This is a genomic window from Ensifer sp. LBL (genome assembly GCF_050435225.1).
Taxonomy (GTDB): domain Bacteria; phylum Pseudomonadota; class Alphaproteobacteria; order Rhizobiales; family Rhizobiaceae; genus Ensifer.
Window position 1 is genome coordinate 186,116 of sequence record NZ_JBNDJY010000007.1, and the last position, 18,213, is coordinate 204,328.

Below are 18,213 nucleotides of genomic sequence, written 5' to 3' on the forward strand. Positions count from 1 at the left end.
GGTCATGTCCGAGAGAGGATTGAATACGGTCAGTTTCGCAGGACACGCGGCGTCCTCGGCACAATTCAAGACACTCTATTCGGAAGGCATGGGACTGGTCGAAGAAACGGCCACCTATCTTGACGGACCCGGCCGCGCCGCTTCCAAGGTCCTGCCGCGCATGGCATCGGTGCTCTATGCAGCCGAATCCATGCGACTGACCACCCGCCTGATGCAGATGGCCTCCTGGCTGCTGCTGCAGCGCGCCGTCAACAACGGCGAGATGAGCCGCGACCAGGTGATGTCGGAAAAGAGCAAGGTTCGCCTCGACAGCTTCAACGTCGACAAGGCAGCTCCGGGCTGGGCCGAGCTGCCGGAATCCTTCCGCGACCTGATCGAGCGGTCGCTGCGCCTGCAGAACCGCGTCGCCCTGCTCGACCGCGAAATCTATCGCCCGCACGAAGCGGCCGCGATCGTCCCGGACAACCAGAACGGCGTCAAGGCGCAGATCAAGCTGCTGCAGACGGCCTTCGGAACCAACTGACGCCGCGCAAAAAACAAATCTGAGAAACCAAGCCCGCCGCAACAGCAATTGCCGGCGGGTTTTTCTTTGCGACCGGCAGCGGCGGCGGCCGCCCGTCGTCATCGGCAAACAGCGACTTATCGGACATGATCCTCACCGAAGCCGACTTGGCTCCCTTCCGCGACGCGAACGGGCTTGCACATCTGGAACCGCTTCCCGGGTTCCTCGAGAGCGCTGCGGCGCTACTCAGCCCCGGACGCGTCGTCCTGCCAAGCCAGATGCTGACCCCGACCCGCAAAGCCTTCGAGACCGAATGGAACGCCTTCGATTCCAGCAGGGCGCGAGAGACGCTCCAGGCGATCCCCGTCCTTGCCTTCCGACGACACGTCCCTTTTCTCAACCCAGCCGTGGAATGGCGCGGGCTGGTCCATCAGTGCTCCGGATTCTATTGCCAGCAGATGAGGATGATCGCGACGCGCCTGAGGCCGAGGCCAGCGATCGCTGCGCATTTGAACGCCATAGCCCGAAAACACTATGACGCGGACGCCGGTTTCCTTCATCCAGACAATCTGCGCGCATCGCAGGTCGTGTCTTACGTCGAAACGCTGGCACGCCTGGGCCTCGACTGCGACGTTTCCTGGAGAAACCTCACCGAGGGCGCCTATCCGATCGACGCCACGCAAAAGCATCTCGATCTTCTGACGGAAGAGGCGTTGCCACTTGCGGAAATCGCCGACTGGTCGGATCAGGAACCGCGACATAACGCCGTCATTCTGCTCCTTGCCTGGAACAGCGACTGAGCGCCGCTGCCCGCAGCGCCGCGCCCGGCGTATCTCCCAAAACCAAGACAGCAAAAAGCCCGGGCCAATGGCCCGGGCTTTTTGAAATGCCGAAGAGGCGTTCGATTAGAGGCCGAGGCCTTCGAAGCGCTTCTTGAACTTGGAGACGCGGCCGCCGCGGTCCATGAGCTGCTGGTTGCCGCCCGTCCAAGCCGGGTGCGACTTGGGGTCGATTTCCAGGTTCATGGTGGCGCCTTCAGAACCCCAGGTCGAGCGGGTTTCGTATTCGGTGCCGTCAGTCATGACTACCTTGATGACGTGGTAATCGGGATGGATGTCTGCCTTCATAACGATCTTCCTAGAGTTCCAGGGTCCAATTGTCGCAAGGCATTGCGACTTCGAGACCGAACACGTAAATGAAGCCGCGTACCGGCTGAACGGCCACGGCTTCCCAATTCGATGCCGTGCCTATACATCAAGGTCTGCGGGATAACAAGTGCCGCACGGAAGACTCATGGGCAATCCCTTCCTCCGTGTTTGGCGAAAGGGGTCAAGTGTCGTCAAGAGAAAACCAGGCGCCAACGCGCAAATCCATTCGCCCGCTCGCCACGCTGCTTCCCTATCTCGCGCGCTACCGTCATCTGGTCGTCGGCGCCAGCATTTCGCTGATCCTTGCTGCCGTAACCACGCTGGCGCTGCCGCTCGCCGTCAGGCGGATGGTCGACAACGGCTTCTCCAGTCCCGATAGCGGCTTCATCAACACCTACTTCGCGATGCTGATGATGCTCGCCATCGTGCTCGCGCTGGCGAGTGCGGCGCGCTACTACTTCGTGATCACGCTCGGCGAACGCATCGTCGCCGACCTGAGGCGCAGCGTTTTCGACCGCGTCACCCGCCTTTCCGCCTCCTTCTTCGACGTCAACCAGTCCGGCGAGATCGTCTCGCGACTGACCGCCGATACGACGCAGGTGAAATCCGCAGTCGGCGCCACCGCCTCGGTCGCGCTGCGCAACCTGATCCTGTGTCTCGGCGCCATCGGCATGATGGTCTATACCAGCCCCAAGCTTTCGAGCCTCGTGCTGATCGCGATCCCGATCATCGTCTTCCCGCTCGTCGGCTTCGGCCGTTCCGTGCGCCGCCGCTCGCGCCAGGCGCAGGACACGCTCGCTGCCGCCTCGGCCTATGCCGGCGAGGCGATCGCCGCATCGCGCACCGTCCAGGCCTTCAACGGCGAAGGGCTTGCTAACAGCCACTTCGGAGCCGCCGTCGAGGAGGCCTATGGCGCGGCGCGCGCCGCGATCAAGGCGCGCTCGGTGCTGACCGCTTTCGCCATCACCATGGTGTTCGGCAGCGTTGTCGCCGTGCTCTGGTTCGGCGCGCACGACGTGCTGTCCGGCAATCTTTCCGCCGGCACGCTCAGCCAGTTCCTGCTCTACTCGGTCTTTGCCGCGGGCAGCCTCGGTTCGCTCTCGGAAGTCTGGGGCGAGCTTTCGCAGGCAGCGGGTGCTGCCGAACGGCTGAACGAGCTTCTGACCGAAGTCCCCGAGATCCAGGCACCGGAAAATCCGGTCGCCATGCCAGTGCCGGCAACCGGCGCCATCGCCTTCGACGACGTCCATTTCGCCTACCCGTCGCGGCCAGACTACAAGAGCCTCAACGGCCTCAGCTTCAACATCGCACCCGGCGAGACCGTTGCGATCGTCGGACCGTCCGGCGCCGGCAAGAGCACCGTCTTCTCCATGCTGCTTCGCTTCTACGACCCCGCCAAGGGCGCGGTGAGCGTGGACGGCGTCGACATTCGCACCGTCGACCCCAAGGATCTGCGCGACCGCATTGCGATCGTGCCGCAGGATGTGACGATCTTCGCCTCGTCCGTGCATGACAACATCGCCTTCGGCATGCCGAATGCAAGCCGTGAGGCGGTGCGCGCCGCCGCCGTCGCCGCGCAGGCGGACGAGTTCATCGGCAGGCTCGACAAAGGCTACGACACCTATGTCGGCGAGCGGGGCGTCACGCTTTCCGGCGGCCAGCGCCAGCGCATCGCCATTGCCCGCGCCATCCTCAAGAACGCGCCGGTGCTGCTTCTTGACGAAGCAACCTCTGCCCTCGACGCCGAGAGCGAGACGCTGGTCCAGAAGGCGCTCGACAGCCTGCTGCACGAGCGCTCTACCATCATCATCGCCCACCGCCTGGCGACCGTGCTGAAGGCCGATCGCATCCTGGTGCTGGATCATGGCCGCATCGTCGAGGAAGGAACCCACGCCTCCCTCATCCGCCAGGGCGGGCTCTACGCCAAGCTGGCGCGGCTGCAGTTCAACCATGGCGCAGAGGCCCTGTTCGTCAACGCGCAGAGCTAAACGCACCGCACGGCGCGAAAAGCGTCCTCCGATTTGCCGTAAAGCGGTTGCCGACGGAAGGCCGAGCCCTATTGTTATGGGGCCGGCCGAGGAGGCCGGTATCGCTTTCTGCTGAATTGATCGGGAGGACTACCGCATGGCATTTTCGCACCTGACCCGGCGTGCCACTCTGGCGCTGGGCCTGATGGCGCTGACGGCGCTGCCCCTTGGCTCGACGGCACTGGCCCAAGGCTTTCCCGACCGGCCGATAACGCTCGTCGTTCCCTTTGCCGCCGGCGGTTCCACCGACGTGGTTGCCCGCATCGTCGCGCAGAAAATGTCGGAGGACCTCGGCGAGCAGGTGATCGTCCAGAACGTCGCCGGCGCCGGTGGCAATCTCGGCGCAGACAATGTCGCCCGCGCCGATCCGGATGGTTATACGATCCTGATGGGCACGGTCGCCACCCACGCGCTCAATCCGCTGATCCTGAAGACCAAGCCCTATGATCCCGAGAAGGACTTCGCGCCGATCTCGCTGCTCGTGGTCGTGCCCAACGTGCTCGTCGTCAACCCGGAACTCCCTGCCAAGAACGTCGCGGAACTGCTGGCGCTCCTGAAGGCCAAGCCCGACGAGTATAGTTACGCCTCTTCCGGCAACGGCACGCCGCTGCACCTCTCCGGCGAACTCTTCAAGAAGATGGCCGGCGTCAGCATGCAGCACATCCCCTACAAGGGCGCAGGTCCGGCACTGAACGACGTCATCGGCAACCAGGTGCCGATCATGTTCGACAACCTCCCCTCCTCCTCCAGCCACATCAAGGCGGGAACGCTGAGGGCGCTCGCGGTGACCACGGCGGAACGCGCACCGTCCTTCCCGGATGTGCCGACGGTCGCCGAGGCCGGCATCCCGGGCTACGAGACCTACACCTGGAATGCGCTCTTCGCCCCCGCCAACACGCCTCAGCCGGTCGTCGCCCGCCTCAACGAGGCGGCCAACAAGGCGCTGAAGGATCCCGCCGTCGTCGAACGCATGAAGGAATTCAGCGCCACGATCGTTGGCTCGACCCCGGAGGAGCTGCAAGCGCATGTGAAGGCCGAGCTGGCGAAGTGGACACCGGTCGTACGTGACGCCAACGTGCAGATGGATTGACGATCAGAACGATCGCGGCCCCTCATCCGGCTGCCGCCACCTTCTCCCCGCCCGCGGGGAGAAGGGACGTGTGGCGCGCTCCGTGCGTGTGCATCAAGCATACACGGTGTCCCTCGGATTGAACCCGAACACCACCCCAGACTCGAACGTCGCCTCTTCGGGCTTGGCAGGGAGAGGGCTATCGTGAGGGGCCGCTCCAGCTAACAACCACGTCACGCCCCGGCAGCACCCCGCCCCGCAGCCCGGCCGGAAAAGATGCAGCCGCCGAGAAACGTGCCTTCGAGCGCATTGTAGCCATGCATGCCGCCGCCGCCGAAGCCGGCGACTTCACCGGCAGCGTAGAGACCGGGTACCGGCTCGCCCGATTGCTCCAGAACCTGGCCTGACAGGTTGGTTTGGAGCCCGCCGAGCGTCTTGCGGGTCAGGATATGCAGGCGGACGGCAATCAGCGGTCCGGCCTTGGGATCGAGCAGCCGATGCGGCTTGGCGGTGCGCAGCAGCCGATCACCGCGATAGGCGCGGGCGCCGCGGATCGCGGTCACCTGCGCGTCCTTGGAGAACGGATTGTTGATTTCCCGGTCGCGCGCCTCGATCTGCTGCCGCATGTGTTCCAGCGACAGCCGGTTCTCGCCGGTCAGTGCATTCATCGCCGGCACCAGGTCGTCGAGCCGATCACGCACGATGAAGTCTTCGCCCCTGTCCATGAACGCCTGGACCGGCCCTGGCGGGTTCTTGCCGAGCCGCTTTAACAGAAGGGCGACGCTCTTGCCGGTGAGATCGGGATTCTGCTCGGAACCAGAAAGCGCGAACTCCTTCTTGATGATCGCCCGCGTCAGCACGAACCAGCTGTAGTCATGGCCGCTGTCGCGGATCGCCTTCAACGTGCCGAGCGTATCGAAGCCGGGCATGGCCGGTGCCGGAAAGCGGTTGCCGTCGGCGTCGCACCAGAAGGACGAAGGCCCCGGCAGGATGCGGATGCCATGGTCCGGCCAGATCGGATCGAAGTTCTTCAACCCCTCGGTATAGTGCCACATGCGATCCGCATTGATGACGGCGCCCCGCGCCTGGCTGGCGACCTCGAGCATGCGACCGTCGACATGATGGGGTACGCCCGCGACCATTGTCGCCGGCGGTTGGCCGAGACGCTTGCGCGGCCAGTTGCGGCGGACCAGATCATGGTTCCCGCCGATACCGCCTGACGTGACGACGACCGCGCCCGCCGAAATCTCGAAATCGCCGACGATCTCGCGCGAGCTGCGTTCGCCGCGCCCGACCGGATCGTCCTTGAGCAGCGCACCGCGCGCACCCGTCACGCGGCCGTCGGTGGTCACGAGCTCATCGACCCGGTGGCGGAAACGGAAGCGCACGAGACCGCGGCTTTCCGCCTCCCGCGTCAGCCGGATGAACGGCTCGAGCACCGCCGGACCGGTGCCCCAGGTGACGTGAAAGCGCGGCACCGAATTGCCGTGGCCGTGGGCAAGGCCACCGCCGCGCTCCGCCCAGCCGACCACAGGAAACCAGCGCATACCGAGCGAGTGCAGCCAGGAGCGTTTCTCGCCCGCGGCAAAATCGAGATAGGCTTCCGCCCAGAGCCGCGGCCAGTGATCCTCAGGACGGTCGAACTGCGACGAGCCCGCCCAGTCCTGCCGGGCAAGCTCGCGGGTGTCGCGGATACCCATGCGGCGCTGTTCGGGGCTATCTACGAAAAACAGACCGCCCAGCGACCAGAAGGCCTGTCCGCCGAGGTTCTGCTCCCCCTCCTGGTCGAGCACGATGACCCTGCGCCCGAGTGCTGCCGCCTCCGCTGCGGCGACAAGCCCGGCAAGGCCCGCGCCGATAACCAATACATCGCAATCCATGAAATGCTCTCCCCCTCGCATCCCATCCGGCACCCCACGCCCTGACACGCAAAGGCTGCCGCAGCCATCGAAATGGCTGCAGAAACTGTTACGCGTACGTCAAGGTCAATTCAAGGGCCGGGCTAGCGTCACCGACAACGGGACGCTCGCGGGGCCGAAAGCTTACTTCTCGGTCAGCTTGAGCTCGATGCGGCGGTTCTGCGCCCGCGCTTCCGGGCTTTCGCCCGGCGCGATCGGCTGGTACTCGCCAAAGCCTGCGGCAACCAACCGGTCCGCCGGTACGCCCTTCGAGATCAGGAACTTGACCACCGAGGTCGCGCGCGCCGACGAGAGCTCCCAGTTGTCGGCAAAACGCCCGGCGCCGGAAAGCTGCACATTGTCGGTGTGGCCGTCGACACGCAGCACCCAATTGATCTCGGCCGGGATTTCCTTGGCGAGATCGAGCAGTGCGGTGGCGAGCTTGGCCATTTCCGCCTGCCCCGCCGGATTGAGGTCGTTGCCGCCGGACGGGAACAGCACCTCCGACTGGAAGACGAAGCGGTCGCCGACGATGCGGATGTTTTCGCGGTCGGAGAGAATTTCCCGAAGGCGTCCGAAGAAGTCCGAACGGTAGCGATTGAGTTCCTGCACCCGCTGGGCCAGCGCCACGTTCAGCCGTCGGCCGAGATCGGCGATCTTGGTCTGCGACTGCTGGTCCTTGGCTTCCGATGCCTGAAGCGCCACCTCGATGGCGGCAATCTGGCTGCGGAGCGCCGCGATCTGCTGGTTCAGGAGTTCGATCTGGCTCATCGCCCGCGCGCTGACTTCGCGCTCGGTCTCAAGCTCAGAGCCGAGACGGCCGATCTTCTGGTTGGCGGCGTCCGAGCTGCCAGCACCCTGGTCGAGCAGGGCCTGAAGCCGCGAGCGTTCGCCCTCGGAGGTGGCGAGCGACGCCTGCAGATTGGCAAGGGAATCCTCGAGATCCTGCTTGCCGCTCTTTTCGAGCGCCAGAAGCTGGGTCAGCTCGTTGATCTGGCTGTTCAGTCGCGTGAGTACCTCGTCCTTGCCGCTGATTTCGCGGCTGAGCAGGAACTGGGCGAGGACGAAAACGGTCAGCAGGAACATGATCGACAGCAACAGCGTCGACAGCGCGTCGACGAAGCCCGGCCAATAGTCGATCGTGCGCTGAGAGCGGCCTTTTCGCGCGAGCGCCATGGATCATTCCCCTCCGGTCTCTTCCGCGCGCGCCTTGGCCTGAACGGCCGGCTTGTCATGCGCAGACGACCGGTCGGAGATGCCGACGCGCGAAGCCAGCTTGTCGAGCGTCTTGCGCATCGCCTTGGCTTCGTCCTGCTGAGCCTCGATCCAGTCCCGCAGCATCTGCTGCTCGCCGCGCATGTTCTTGACCAGCCCCTGAATGCCTTCGGCGAGGCTTGCCATGGCGGCGGTCGTGCGCTGGTTCGCGCCGCCCTCATGGTTGAGGCGGACGAGCTGGTCGGTGAGCCTCTTCAGCTCCTCGACCGGCGCGCCGGCGGGCAGGTCGAGCGCCGGCGAAAGCTCCGAGCCAACATCGGTCACGGAGGAGAGCCAGTTTTCAAGCTCGGTGTAGAAACGGTTCTGCGCCCGCCCGGCCTGCAGATCGAGAAAGCCGAGGATCAGCGAACCGGAAAGGCCGAAAAGCGACGTCGAGAACGCCGTACCCATGCCGGTGAGCGGTGCCGACAGGCCAGTCTTCAGCGCTGAGAGAATGTCTTCCGTCGTGCCCGATCCGGCATCCAGAGACTGGATGACCGTATTGATCGAGCCGATCGTTCCAAGCAGACCCCAGAAGGTGCCGAGCAGGCCGAGAAACACCAGAAGCCCGGTCAGGTAACGCGAAATGTCGCGCGATTCGTCGAGGCGGGTGGCGATGGAATCGAGGATCGACCGCAGCGCCGTGGTCGAGATCGCCGTCTGACGACCGCCGATCAGGGCCCGCATCGGCGCGAGCAGCACAGGATCGCGCCCGACCTTGTCGGCGCTACCGGCGGCACGAAACGAATTGAACCAGCGCACTTCGGGACGCAAGCCCAGCACGTGGTTGAAGACGAGCAGGATGCCGATCAGCAGGACGCCGAGGATCAGGCCGTTGAGGCCCGGATTGGCGAGAAAGGCATTCTGCGCTTGGCGGAAGAGGATCGCACCCACGAAGCCGACGATGATCAGAAAGACCACCATCGTCCAGAAATAGTGCATGGGGCTCGAGAGCTTATGCGGGTTGTAGCCGTCTTCCATGCCTTCCCGACCGTTCCATCCGGACAGATGCAGTTTCGTCATGGGTATGAGTATCTCCGCTTCACTTGACGGAACGGCGCCGCGCCGGCCCGGAGCCTATCGCATAATTCCTGAAACCGAAATCGATTCAAGGCCCAATTTGTGCATGCAGCCGCGATCACGTCGCGGCCGACAGGTCGCCAGTTAGGCACGGGCCTGTGGCGGTGTCGTGTTGCTCCGTCGGGCTTCGCACCAAAAACAAAGCCCCCGATGCGGGCTGCGCGTCGGAGGCTTTGAAACGAAAGGGATGGCGACTTACTTCGTCGGCACCGGGCGGTGAACGACTTCCGTCAGCGCCTTGACGATGTATTCGTTGCCGCAAATGACCGAGCCGTCGTCGACCGGACGGGCGCCGCCGTTGATATCGTGCGTCCAGCCACCGGCTTCGCGAATGAGAAGCACGCCGGCGGCGATGTCCCAGGCTGCAAGGTCACGCTCCCAGTAGCCGTCGAAACGGCCGGCAGCGACATAGGCAAGATCGAGTGCAGCCGAGCCCATGCGGCGGATGCCGGCGACTTCGCCCATCACGTGACGCAGCTCGATCAGGTACTTGCCGTGGTTGCCGCGGCCAAGATGCGGCGTGCCGGTGGCGATCACGGCATCGGAAAGATGCTTGCGTGCAGCGACGCGCAGACGACGGTCGTTGAGGAAGGCGCCACCGCCGCGCTCGGCCGTGTAGAGTTCATCGGTCGCCGGGTTGAAGACGACGGCGCCGACGATCTCGCCCTGGCGCTCCAGTGCGATCGAAACGGCGAAATGCGGAATGCCATGCAGGAAGTTGGTGGTGCCGTCGAGCGGATCGACGATCCAGCGGTGCGCACCATCGGTGCCGATGATCTCCTCGCCTTCCTCCCCGAGGAAGCCATAGGTCGGGCGAGCCTTCAGGAGTTCTTCGCGGATGAGCTTTTCGGCCTTACGGTCGGCCTGCGAAACATAGTCGCCCGGTCCCTTGAGCGAGACCTGCAGGTTCTGGACTTCGCCGAAATCGCGGGACAACGACTTGCCCGCCTTGAAGGCGGCCTGAACCATGACATTGAGAAGTGCTGAACGGGCCATCTGGCGATCCCTTGAAAACGAAGGCCGATCGAACGCGTTCGATCGGACGTTGAACCTGCTTGACGAAACATAGGCGCATTGCCGGCCCCAAGGGCAAGCTGCAAACCGTGTTCCGTCGTCAAAAAACCGAGTGAAGTCTCACTCCGCTCGCGCATTGCTGCCACTGTCGCGGCGCCGCGAGCAAAACCGCGGCCTCAGAACCACAAAAGCCCCGAGAGTTCAAGCGAAATAGCATGTTTGCCGGCCGGCGGCGACGGGATTCCGCCTCGCTCAGCTCCGGCGATACCTGTTGGCCGCACTCAGCGCCTGCTTCTGCTGCTCTTCGTTCAGGCCGAGGTAGAAGTCCTCGAGCGCATCGTCCTTGAGACCGGCGCGGCGCGACAGCACATACCATTTGGCCGCCTCGACCGGGTTGGGCCTCGTGCCGATGGCATTGACATAGAGATGCGAGAGCCGGTTCTGCGCCACCACGTTGCCACCCTCGGCCGCCCGGCGCATCCAGCCGAAGCCGTCCTCCAGGTTCCGCTCACCGGCAATGCCTTCGATCATCCAGATGGCGATGTCCAGCTGGGCTGTGTCGAAGCCCGCCCGCGCCGCACGGATCAGCCATTCGCGGGCACGCGCCCGCTTGCTTTCCTCGATGCCGTCGACATTGACCAGGATCTGCGACAACGCATATTGCGCGTCCGCAATGCCCTGCTCGGCCGACTTCTCGTAATAGGGCATCGCCAGCTTCAACCCCTTCGGTCCGGGATTGTCGGCAACGAGCGTTTGCCCATAGTTGAACTGCGCCGAGCCGTTGCCGAGATCGGCCGACTTCTTCATCAGCTCTTCGGACTTCTTCCGGTCACGCTTGGCGTAGCGCCCCTCCATCAGGATCAGGGCATATTTGAACATCGCCGCCGGATCGCCTTTTTCCGCCGCCTGGCCATACCAGAAGGCAGCCTGCTGCGGGTTGCGCACGACGCCCAGCCCCTGCTGCAGGATTTCGGCAATCAGCGTCTGCGCCGCCGGATCGCCGAGCTGCGCCCGCGGCAACGCCAGATCCATCGCGGTCAGGTAATAGCCGCGCTGGAACGCGCCATAGGCCTCGTCGACCTTGCCGGCGAAGGGTTTTTCGGCCGGTAGCGCCGGCAATTCCGCACCCATGCGATCGAAAACGCCCACGCCTCCAGACGGCGCCGTGCCGTCTCCCGGCTTCTTTCCCGGGGCCGCGTTCGACTTGTCGCCAGTCTCTGCCCCTTCGGGCATCGCCGCGCCGTTAAAGGGTGTGATGCGGCCGCGTTTTTCGACGCCGGCATCGCCGCCGTCGCTCGGCTGCTCCTGCGCATGCGCCGGCAGCGCCAGCGCAACGGCCAGGGCGACAAGGGAAAGACCCCTACTCAATCTGGAAGACGGACGGTTCAACATCGAAACGTCTTAATCTTCAAACCGTGGCGCTTTTTCGTCAAGCAACGCGTTGACCGCGGCAACGACGGAGGGCGCCTGTCCCGGCTCACCGAAGACGGCCAGACGAAGCGCCACGAACTCGGCGCCGGTCTCCGCCACGGCAAGCGCCGATTGCGGATCGGTGCCGCCCATGACGATGCAAGGGATCTCGATCATCGACGCCCACCATTCGGCAAGCGCCAGGTTCTTCGAATGCGCCTCCGGCTTGATGTCGCCATCGGTCTTGCCGAAGAACACGTAGTCCGGACGCACTTCGCCGATCTCCAGCGCATGGTGGCGGTCGGCCGCGTTGCCACCGCCGACGATCAGCTTCGGCGTGTGCTTCTCGACCGCCTCGCCGAGCACCTCGGCATTGCCGGTAACATGCAGACCATCCGCCTTGGCGCGACCAGCCACGCGCGAGTCGCCCGCGATCAGCGCTGCGGCGCCCGCCTCCTGGATGACCGGAACCAGGCGCTCGGCATGCTTCTGGAACTCGGCGTCGTCGAGCCCGTATTGCGGCACGATCACCGAGGCGACGTCGCCACCCTTGAGCGCGTCGGCGAGCACCTTGGCACGTTCCGCCGCATCGGGCATGTCGGGCGCGATCAGCACCAGGCGGCAGCGTTCTGTTGTCATGCTCAGATATCCATTTCCGGCTGTACCGCGTAAGCCGCGAAACCAGCGCTCGATTTCATTTCCGAAAACCGATAGACGGAGACTGCAAAAGGATCAACAGCCACCCATGCTTCCGGATCTCGACTTCTACCTTATCGCCATCCCGGCCGTTCTGCTTGTCGGCCTCAGCAAAGGCGGCATGGGAGAAGCCCTTTCGCTCATGGGCGTGCCGATCCTGTCGATGGCGGTGTCGCCCGTCCAGGCCGCGGCCCTGCTCCTGCCGATCCTGATCGCGATGGACCTTGTATCGCTCTGGATGTGGCGCAAGCATGGCGACCGCAAGACGCTTTTCATGCTTTTGCCCGGCGCCATTGCCGGCATCCTCATCGGCTGGGCGACCTCCGCCTATGTCTCGCGTGATCTGCTCCGCCTGATCATCGGCCTGATCACCGTGCTCTTCGTGCTTCGCTACGTCTACAACATCTGGCGCATGCGCCTCGGCATCACCATCGCGCCGAAGACGCAGCGGGCCGGGCCGGCAGCGCTTTGGGGCTCGTTCGCCGGCTATGGCAGCTTCGTGGCGCATGCCGGCGGCCCGCCCTTCCAGATCTATGCGCTGCCGCTGCAACTCGATCCGCGCGAATATACCGGCACGATCGTGCGCTTCTTCGCGATCCTCAACGCAGTGAAGCTCATTCCCTATTTCGCGCTCGGGCAACTGGATCTCAGCAACTTGAAAATCTCGGCGACGCTCTTCCCGCTGGCGATCGTCGCCACCGTGTGCGGCGCCTTTATCGTACGCCGCATGAAGCCGCAGATCTTCTATCCCTTCATGTATAGCATGGCCTTCATCGCGGGCTCGAAGCTGCTCTGGGACGGTATCGTCGGCCTCGCCGCGGCCGGCTGAGTCGCCACCCAAGTATTACGGAAATATTGCAAAGCAAAATTAGCGTTTCGCACCGCACAAAATTCTTGCTGCCTTGCAAAAATTCGCCTAACGTCCGCCCATGACCATCGCGAACCCTTTCGATGCCATTGCGGACCCGAACCGGCGCCACCTGCTGGAGGAGTTGCGGCGCGCGCCGAAAACCGTGAACGAACTGGCAGAAGGCCTGCCGATCAGCCGTCCGGCCGTATCGCAGCACCTGAAGGCCCTGCTGGACTGCAATCTGGTCTCGGTATCGGCGAGCGGCACCCGGCGGATCTATGCGATCAACCGGCCGGGCTTCGACCGCCTCAATCTCTGGCTCGACCAGTTCTGGTCTTAAAGCTTGGAAGCGACGGCCCGGAAACAAGAGGACCGGGCGTCAGGCCCGGTCCAAAAATCCGTATATTCCACTGTGGGGGATTGGTTCTAAACCTTGTTGCGCCTACTCAGAGGGGAGATGGCGCTTCCCGATGGTTCTGGGAAATACCGTTGATAATCAGTGAGTCGAGGAGCGAAGCCTTTCGATTTCGTCCTTGATGCGCAGCTTCCTTCGCTTGATATCGGTAATCAGTTCGTCTTCCACTGACGGCTGATTCATCGCTACGTGGAGCTCCTGCTCCAGGGCGCCATGTTTTTTCTCAAGCGTTGCAAGATGAGCCTCAACAGTCATTTGGCAGTCCCTTCCTTTTGCTTGCATCCGGCACGCAAATGCCGGATGTTTCATGGTTGTAACCTTACTACTGTGCCACGCCATTTTTCATTTGTCGAAGGCGAAATGATGACGACGGATAACTTCCCGTTACCGCCCAAGATGTGATAGAGCGGCGCATGAAATTCCGGTTCGAGGAGGACTTCGCAACCGGGCTGATGGGGATCGCTTTGCATGCCGGACCAGGACCAGGCCGAACTCAGACTGACCGCAGCGCGGCTGAGGCAGGAACATGAAGACTATGATGCTGCCATCAACGCCATGATCGAGACGGGCTGCGACGCGCTCAGAGTCCAGCGCATGAAGAAGAAGAAGCTGGCGATCAAGGACAAGATCAGCAAGATCGAAGACCAGATCATTCCCGATATCATTGCCTGAAGCAGAACAGGATAGACGTGATCGACACCACGACCCCACCCGTCGCCATCATCATGGGAAGCCAGTCGGACTGGGAGACGATGAAGAACGCCGCCGATACGCTCGACGCGCTCGACATTCCCTATGAGGCACGCATCGTTTCGGCCCATCGCACGCCCGATCGGCTGGTCAGCTTCGCCAAGGGCGCCCGCGACGAGGGCTTCAAGGTGATCATCGCCGGCGCCGGAGGTGCAGCGCATCTGCCCGGCATGTGCGCCTCGATGACGCCGCTGCCGGTCTTTGGCGTCCCCGTCCAGTCAAAGGCGCTCTCCGGCCAGGACAGCCTGCTGTCGATCGTCCAGATGCCGGCCGGAATCCCGGTCGGCACGCTCGCGATCGGCCGCGCCGGCGCCGTCAATGCAGCACTCCTTGCCGCAGCCGTCCTTGCGCTTGGCGACGAGGACCTCGCAGACCGCCTCGACGACTGGCGTGAACAGCAGACCATTGCCGTTGCCGAGTATCCGGTGGACGAGGCATGACCACCATCGGCATTATCGGCGGCGGCCAGCTCGGCCGCATGCTGGCGATGGCAGCCGCCCGACTGAACTTCCGCACCGTCATCCTCGAGCCGCAGGTCGACTGTCCGGCGGCCCAGGTGGCGAACGACCAGATCGTCGCGGCCTATGACGACGAAGCCGCGCTCGGCGAGCTTGCCGCCGTCAGCGACATCATCACCTACGAATTCGAGAACGTGCCGGTCGGGGCCGCCGAGCGGCTTGCCGCGAAACGTCCCGTCTTCCCGCCGCCGAAGGCGCTGGAAGTCGCCCAGGACCGCCTCACCGAAAAGCAGTTCATCAACGGCTGCGGCATTGCCACGGCACGCTTCCATGCCGTCGACAGCCAGGCCGACCTCGAAGCGGCGCTTGCCGATTTCGGCGGAACCGGCGTCCTGAAAACCCGCCGCCTCGGCTATGACGGCAAGGGACAGCGCGTCTTCCGCTCGACGGCAGACAGCCCGGCCGGCGCCTTTGCGGCACTCGGCGGCGTACCGCTGATCCTCGAAAGCTTCGTGCCCTTCGAGCGCGAAATCTCGATCATCGCCGCCCGTGCGTCCAACGGCGCCGTTGCCTGTTTCGATCCGGCGGAAAACGTGCACCGCAACGGCATCCTCCACACCTCGACGGTCCCGGCGGAGATCGGCGCTGCGACAGGCGAAGCGGCACGGGTTGCCGCCAAGGCGATCCTCGATGCGCTCGGCTATGTCGGCGTCATCGGTGTCGAGTTCTTCGTGCTCGCCGACGGCAGCCTGATCGTCAACGAGATGGCGCCACGCGTGCACAATTCCGGCCACTGGACGGAAGCCGCCTGCGTCGTCTCGCAGTTCGAGCAGCATATCCGTGCCGTCACCGGACTGCCGCTTGGCAATCCGCGTCGCCATTCCGACTGCGTCATGCAAAACCTGATCGGCGACGACCTCGACGCGGTCCCCGCATGGCTTGCGGAGGATGACGTGCTGGTGCACCTCTACGGCAAGACCGAGGCCCGCACTGGGCGCAAAATGGGCCACGTCACGCGGCTCGTTCGCGGCTGAGAGCCATAGAAATGCGGGGCAAGACGCCAAAATGGGGCGTCTTGTGGTTGACACACCAGGGGTGACACGGTATTTGCCATCCCACCTTAAAGGAGCGCGCTCACGGGCGCGCTTTTGATTGTTAGAGATACCGGGCGAATTTTCATTCCCCGAAACCTGCGGATCAGGAAAATGAAGATCAAGAATTCGCTCAAGTCGCTCAAGACCCGCCACCGCGAAAACCGTCTGGTTCGTCGCAAGGGCCGCATCTACATCATCAACAAGTCCAACCCGCGCTTCAAGGCTCGTCAGGGCTGAGACCCGTCAGGGGACTTGGGAACAGCGCTCAGGCGATGTCCCAGAATTGATTTTGAAGTTATTCCGTGGCGAGCTAACATGCTCGCCATGCGAGTTTTTAGACCCTTGATTCTGGCGTGTTCCGCCCTGCTCGCCACCTCCACGGGAGCTGGCAACCTCTCCTTCGCGGCGGAAGCCTCGACGCAAACGGAAGCAACCAGTCTCACCACCCCGAAGCAACGCCTCGACACCCTGTTCGCCGACCTGAAAAAGGAACGCGACCCTGACAAGGCGCGCGAGCTTTCCAACCAGATCCGCATGGAGTGGCAGGATTCCGGCAGCGCCACGGTCAACCTGCTGATGCAATGGGCCGACAAGGCGATCTCCGACAACAAGCAGCCGGCCGCTCTCGATATCCTCGACCAGGTTATCGCCCTTGCGCCCAACTATGTCGAAGGCTGGAATCGCCGCGCGACCTTGCACTATACGATGGGCAATTACCGGAAATCGATGGCCGACATCAACCGCGTGCTGTCGATCGAGCCCCGCCACTTCGGCGCGCTTGCCGGCATGGCGGCAATCCTCGGCGCCTCCGGCAAGGATGAGCTTGCCATGCGTGCCTGGGAACAGTTCCTGGACATTTATCCCGCCGATCGCAAGGCGCAGGAACAACTGGGCGAACTTGCCGAAAAGCTCGCCGGCAGCAAGACCTGACAACGCGCGACCCGGTCGATTGCCTAGCCCGTCAACGCTCCTCCCCTCCGACAGAACGTCGCTTCTGAAGATCGCGGCAGCGGCGCGCCGTTTCGTCGAGCCCATCTGGGAGGAATGGCATCGCCATGCCGGAGCCGACCGCCCAGCGATCGCCGCGCAAGGCACCTGCGGTCGCACGAGCCTCTTCCTGCAGCGCGTCTTGAACACTCAAGGCTTCGGCGCCGAATGGGTCTGCGGTACGCCGCGCAGCGGGCCGTTGGGGCCTGAAAACGGACCGTTCGGCTTCCGCTGGGGGAAGACCTGGCAAAGCCATGCCTGGGTCGAATGCGGGAATTTCATCATCGACATCACAGCCGATCAATTCGGCGCGCCTCCGGTGCTCGTTGTCGACCGCATGGACAGCCGCTACAACAAAGACAACCGGGATGCGGCGCTGCCAGAGTTTGTGCTGGCCCGCAAGCGCGCTGTGGACGATATCTGGCCGCGATGGCAAAGGATAAACCTCGGCGGCCTCAAGGGTTCGGCACGCCTTGAAAGACGGGCGCCGGAAGACAAATAGAAACGATGTTCCCAGTCACGCTCCTGTTCCTTGCACTGATACTCGCCGGCGTCGCCTACAGCCTCTGGCACGCGCGTGGCTTCGCCCGGCGCTTTCCCAATGTCGGCGAACTGATCGATATCGGCGGCTACCGCATGAACAGCGTGCACCTGCCGGCCGGCGGGCAGGCCGACCTCCTGCCGGTCGTCTTCATTCATGGCGCGAGCGGCAACCTGCTCGACCAGTTGCATGCTTTCGCAACCGCGCTTGATGGTCGCGCCGAGATGCTGTTCGTCGATCGGCCGGGCCATGGCTATTCCGAGCGCGGCGGGCCGGAAAACGACCTGCCCGGTGGCCAGGCGGATGCGATCGCAAGGCTGATGGACAAGCGCGGCGTCGGTCGCGCGGTGATCGTCGGCCACTCCTTCGGCGGCGCGATTGCGGCGAGCTTCGCGCTCAATCATCCGGACAAGACCGCCGGCCTCCTCCTGCTGGCGCCGGCCACCCACCCCTGGCCCGGCGGCATCGACTGGTACTACCGCCTGACAGCCTTGCCCTTCGTCGGCTGGCTCTTTGCCCATACGCTGGTAACGCCACTGGGACAGCGACGCATCGAGGGCGGTACGCACTCGATCTTTTCGCCCAACCCACGGCCGGCCGACTACATCGACAAGACCGGCCCGCATCTGGTGCTGCGTCCCTCGACCTTCCTCAGCAATGCTCGCGATATCGCCAATCTGCACGGCTATCTGACCGCCACTGCGCCCCGCTACCGGGACATCGCCGCACCGACCGTGATCATCACCGGCGACAGCGACGGGATCGTTCTTGCCGATATCCACTCGCGCGGGCTGGCGCGCGATATCCCCGGCGCCGAACTGCACTGGATCGGCAATCTCGGCCACAAGCCCGACTATGTGGTCACCGACGTCGTCGTTGCCGCGGTCGAGAAACTGGCCGGCAAGCCCGGCGATCTCGAAGCGGCAGTCAAGCGCGCCGAAGAAAGGCTCGCCGCCGCCAAGTCGCCCTGATCGCGCCAGGCCATCCGTTGGGGATCTGGCCGGTTTTGCCGGAGCGCCC

Annotated in this window: 21 protein-coding genes; 13 read left to right on the top strand and 8 right to left on the bottom strand. The window is 63.9% G+C overall.

Translation table 11 applies throughout. The features are described 5' to 3' along the window. Nucleotides 1-4 precede the first annotated feature (4 nt). Both OKW20_RS26080 and OKW20_RS26085 read left to right on the top strand, forming a co-directional pair. A complete protein-coding gene (locus tag OKW20_RS26080; RefSeq protein ID WP_429114686.1) occupies nucleotides 5-523 on the top strand; it encodes a DUF1465 family protein in 519 nt (172 codons plus the stop codon). A 125-nt stretch (nucleotides 524-648) separates the two neighbouring features. Further along, nucleotides 649-1,302, top strand: a complete 654-nt coding sequence (locus OKW20_RS26085) for a hypothetical protein (protein WP_429176815.1) — start codon at nucleotides 649-651, stop codon at nucleotides 1,300-1,302. Between the two features lie 105 nt (nucleotides 1,303-1,407). On the opposite strand, the gene rpmE is transcribed toward OKW20_RS26085, so the two are convergent. Further along, nucleotides 1,408-1,629, bottom strand: a complete 222-nt coding sequence (rpmE, locus tag OKW20_RS26090; RefSeq protein WP_034806140.1) for a 50S ribosomal protein L31 — start codon at nucleotides 1,627-1,629, stop codon at nucleotides 1,408-1,410. A gap of 206 nt (nucleotides 1,630-1,835) precedes the next feature. On the opposite strand from rpmE, the gene OKW20_RS26095 reads away from it, so the two are divergent. Together OKW20_RS26095 and OKW20_RS26100 are read left to right on the top strand one after the other, a co-directional pair. Next, nucleotides 1,836-3,638: an ABC transporter transmembrane domain-containing protein gene (locus OKW20_RS26095; RefSeq protein WP_429176817.1), complete on the top strand. Its 1,803-nt coding sequence runs from the start codon at nucleotides 1,836-1,838 to the stop codon at nucleotides 3,636-3,638. Nucleotides 3,639-3,774: 136 nt separating this feature from the next. Beyond that, nucleotides 3,775-4,767: a Bug family tripartite tricarboxylate transporter substrate binding protein gene (locus OKW20_RS26100; RefSeq protein ID WP_429176819.1), complete on the top strand. Its 993-nt coding sequence runs from the start codon at nucleotides 3,775-3,777 to the stop codon at nucleotides 4,765-4,767. Nucleotides 4,768-4,979: 212 nt separating this feature from the next. Here OKW20_RS26100 and OKW20_RS26105 read toward each other — a convergent pair whose 3' ends face one another. From OKW20_RS26105 to OKW20_RS26130, 6 genes are all read right to left on the bottom strand, one after another. Further along, on the bottom strand, nucleotides 4,980-6,626 hold the full coding sequence (locus tag OKW20_RS26105) for an FAD-binding dehydrogenase (protein ID WP_429176822.1): 1,647 nt from the start codon (nucleotides 6,624-6,626) through the stop codon (nucleotides 4,980-4,982). Between the two features lie 162 nt (nucleotides 6,627-6,788). Further along, the gene (locus tag OKW20_RS26110; protein ID WP_043610615.1) at nucleotides 6,789-7,820 is read right to left on the bottom strand and encodes a peptidoglycan -binding protein; all 1,032 of its coding nucleotides are present in this window, start codon (nucleotides 7,818-7,820) and stop codon (nucleotides 6,789-6,791) included. 3 nt (nucleotides 7,821-7,823) lie between these two features. Beyond that, nucleotides 7,824-8,921 carry a MotA/TolQ/ExbB proton channel family protein gene (locus OKW20_RS26115; protein ID WP_429176825.1) on the bottom strand — a complete coding sequence of 366 codons (1,098 nt, stop codon included), beginning with the start codon at nucleotides 8,919-8,921 and terminating at the stop codon, nucleotides 7,824-7,826. Nucleotides 8,922-9,173: 252 nt separating this feature from the next. Next, the gene (locus OKW20_RS26120) at nucleotides 9,174-9,974 is read right to left on the bottom strand and encodes an inositol monophosphatase family protein (RefSeq protein WP_034806132.1); all 801 of its coding nucleotides are present in this window, start codon (nucleotides 9,972-9,974) and stop codon (nucleotides 9,174-9,176) included. A gap of 270 nt (nucleotides 9,975-10,244) precedes the next feature. Continuing rightward, complete coding sequence (locus OKW20_RS26125; RefSeq protein WP_429176828.1) at nucleotides 10,245-11,384, bottom strand: tetratricopeptide repeat protein; 1,140 nt, start codon at nucleotides 11,382-11,384, stop codon at nucleotides 10,245-10,247. Between the two features lie 9 nt (nucleotides 11,385-11,393). Further along, nucleotides 11,394-12,041: a thiamine phosphate synthase gene (locus tag OKW20_RS26130; RefSeq protein ID WP_043610620.1), complete on the bottom strand. Its 648-nt coding sequence runs from the start codon at nucleotides 12,039-12,041 to the stop codon at nucleotides 11,394-11,396. A 106-nt stretch (nucleotides 12,042-12,147) separates the two neighbouring features. Between OKW20_RS26130 and OKW20_RS26135 the strand changes: the two genes are divergently transcribed. Next, complete coding sequence (locus OKW20_RS26135; RefSeq protein ID WP_205237820.1) at nucleotides 12,148-12,927, top strand: sulfite exporter TauE/SafE family protein; 780 nt, start codon at nucleotides 12,148-12,150, stop codon at nucleotides 12,925-12,927. A 100-nt stretch (nucleotides 12,928-13,027) separates the two neighbouring features. Further along, nucleotides 13,028-13,288 carry an ArsR/SmtB family transcription factor gene (locus tag OKW20_RS26140; protein ID WP_429176830.1) on the top strand — a complete coding sequence of 87 codons (261 nt, stop codon included), beginning with the start codon at nucleotides 13,028-13,030 and terminating at the stop codon, nucleotides 13,286-13,288. A gap of 156 nt (nucleotides 13,289-13,444) precedes the next feature. Here the strand turns inward: OKW20_RS26140 and OKW20_RS26145 are convergent, their stop codons facing one another. Then, nucleotides 13,445-13,618 (bottom strand): YdcH family protein, encoded by a 174-nt coding sequence (locus tag OKW20_RS26145; protein ID WP_034806123.1) that lies wholly within the window; start codon nucleotides 13,616-13,618, stop codon nucleotides 13,445-13,447. Nucleotides 13,619-13,831: 213 nt separating this feature from the next. On the opposite strand from OKW20_RS26145, the gene OKW20_RS26150 reads away from it, so the two are divergent. From OKW20_RS26150 to OKW20_RS26180, 7 genes are all read left to right on the top strand, one after another. After that, a complete protein-coding gene (locus tag OKW20_RS26150) occupies nucleotides 13,832-14,035 on the top strand; it encodes a YdcH family protein (RefSeq protein ID WP_034806122.1) in 204 nt (67 codons plus the stop codon). 53 nt (nucleotides 14,036-14,088) lie between these two features. Next, the gene (gene purE, locus OKW20_RS26155; protein ID WP_034806641.1) at nucleotides 14,089-14,553 is read left to right on the top strand and encodes a 5-(carboxyamino)imidazole ribonucleotide mutase; all 465 of its coding nucleotides are present in this window, start codon (nucleotides 14,089-14,091) and stop codon (nucleotides 14,551-14,553) included. Continuing rightward, the gene (locus OKW20_RS26160; RefSeq protein WP_043610625.1) at nucleotides 14,550-15,605 is read left to right on the top strand and encodes a 5-(carboxyamino)imidazole ribonucleotide synthase; all 1,056 of its coding nucleotides are present in this window, start codon (nucleotides 14,550-14,552) and stop codon (nucleotides 15,603-15,605) included. Before purE ends, OKW20_RS26160 begins: the two co-directional genes overlap by 4 nt. 171 nt (nucleotides 15,606-15,776) lie before the next feature. Next, entirely contained in the window at nucleotides 15,777-15,902 is a 126-nt protein-coding gene (ykgO, locus tag OKW20_RS26165) for a type B 50S ribosomal protein L36 (RefSeq protein ID WP_034806120.1), read from the top strand. Nucleotides 15,903-15,980: 78 nt separating this feature from the next. Continuing rightward, entirely contained in the window at nucleotides 15,981-16,595 is a 615-nt protein-coding gene (locus OKW20_RS26170; protein ID WP_402325699.1) for a tetratricopeptide repeat protein, read from the top strand. Beyond that, nucleotides 16,564-17,154, top strand: coding sequence for a hypothetical protein (locus tag OKW20_RS26175; RefSeq protein WP_429176832.1), 591 nt, complete (start codon nucleotides 16,564-16,566; stop codon nucleotides 17,152-17,154). Before OKW20_RS26170 ends, OKW20_RS26175 begins: the two co-directional genes overlap by 32 nt. Before the next feature lie 5 nt (nucleotides 17,155-17,159). Continuing rightward, complete coding sequence (locus tag OKW20_RS26180) at nucleotides 17,160-18,164, top strand: alpha/beta fold hydrolase (protein WP_429114810.1); 1,005 nt, start codon at nucleotides 17,160-17,162, stop codon at nucleotides 18,162-18,164. Nucleotides 18,165-18,213: the final 49 nt, after the last annotated feature.

What these genes read in the sequence shown, in the direction of transcription:
- OKW20_RS26140 (WP_429176830.1), top strand. Translation starts at nt 13,028, where the DNA reads ATGACCATCGCGAACCCTTTCGATGCCATTGCGGACCCGAACCGGCGC.
- OKW20_RS26180 (WP_429114810.1), top strand. Translation starts at nt 17,160, where the DNA reads ATGTTCCCAGTCACGCTCCTGTTCCTTGCACTGATACTCGCCGGCGTC.
- OKW20_RS26085 (WP_429176815.1), top strand. Translation starts at nt 649, where the DNA reads ATGATCCTCACCGAAGCCGACTTGGCTCCCTTCCGCGACGCGAACGGG.
- purE (WP_034806641.1), top strand. Translation starts at nt 14,089, where the DNA reads ATGGGAAGCCAGTCGGACTGGGAGACGATGAAGAACGCCGCCGATACG.
- OKW20_RS26130 (WP_043610620.1), bottom strand. Translation starts at nt 12,041, where the DNA reads ATGACAACAGAACGCTGCCGCCTGGTGCTGATCGCGCCCGACATGCCC.
- OKW20_RS26135 (WP_205237820.1), top strand. Translation starts at nt 12,148, where the DNA reads ATGCTTCCGGATCTCGACTTCTACCTTATCGCCATCCCGGCCGTTCTG.
- rpmE (WP_034806140.1), bottom strand. Translation starts at nt 1,629, where the DNA reads ATGAAGGCAGACATCCATCCCGATTACCACGTCATCAAGGTAGTCATG.
- OKW20_RS26125 (WP_429176828.1), bottom strand. Translation starts at nt 11,384, where the DNA reads ATGTTGAACCGTCCGTCTTCCAGATTGAGTAGGGGTCTTTCCCTTGTC.
- OKW20_RS26100 (WP_429176819.1), top strand. Translation starts at nt 3,775, where the DNA reads ATGGCATTTTCGCACCTGACCCGGCGTGCCACTCTGGCGCTGGGCCTG.
- OKW20_RS26145 (WP_034806123.1), bottom strand. Translation starts at nt 13,618, where the DNA reads ATGACTGTTGAGGCTCATCTTGCAACGCTTGAGAAAAAACATGGCGCC.
- OKW20_RS26120 (WP_034806132.1), bottom strand. Translation starts at nt 9,974, where the DNA reads ATGGCCCGTTCAGCACTTCTCAATGTCATGGTTCAGGCCGCCTTCAAG.
- ykgO (WP_034806120.1), top strand. Translation starts at nt 15,777, where the DNA reads ATGAAGATCAAGAATTCGCTCAAGTCGCTCAAGACCCGCCACCGCGAA.
- OKW20_RS26080 (WP_429114686.1), top strand. Translation starts at nt 5, where the DNA reads ATGTCCGAGAGAGGATTGAATACGGTCAGTTTCGCAGGACACGCGGCG.
- OKW20_RS26160 (WP_043610625.1), top strand. Translation starts at nt 14,550, where the DNA reads ATGACCACCATCGGCATTATCGGCGGCGGCCAGCTCGGCCGCATGCTG.
- OKW20_RS26110 (WP_043610615.1), bottom strand. Translation starts at nt 7,820, where the DNA reads ATGGCGCTCGCGCGAAAAGGCCGCTCTCAGCGCACGATCGACTATTGG.
- OKW20_RS26105 (WP_429176822.1), bottom strand. Translation starts at nt 6,626, where the DNA reads ATGGATTGCGATGTATTGGTTATCGGCGCGGGCCTTGCCGGGCTTGTC.
- OKW20_RS26115 (WP_429176825.1), bottom strand. Translation starts at nt 8,921, where the DNA reads ATGACGAAACTGCATCTGTCCGGATGGAACGGTCGGGAAGGCATGGAA.
- OKW20_RS26170 (WP_402325699.1), top strand. Translation starts at nt 15,981, where the DNA reads ATGCTCGCCATGCGAGTTTTTAGACCCTTGATTCTGGCGTGTTCCGCC.
- OKW20_RS26150 (WP_034806122.1), top strand. Translation starts at nt 13,832, where the DNA reads ATGCCGGACCAGGACCAGGCCGAACTCAGACTGACCGCAGCGCGGCTG.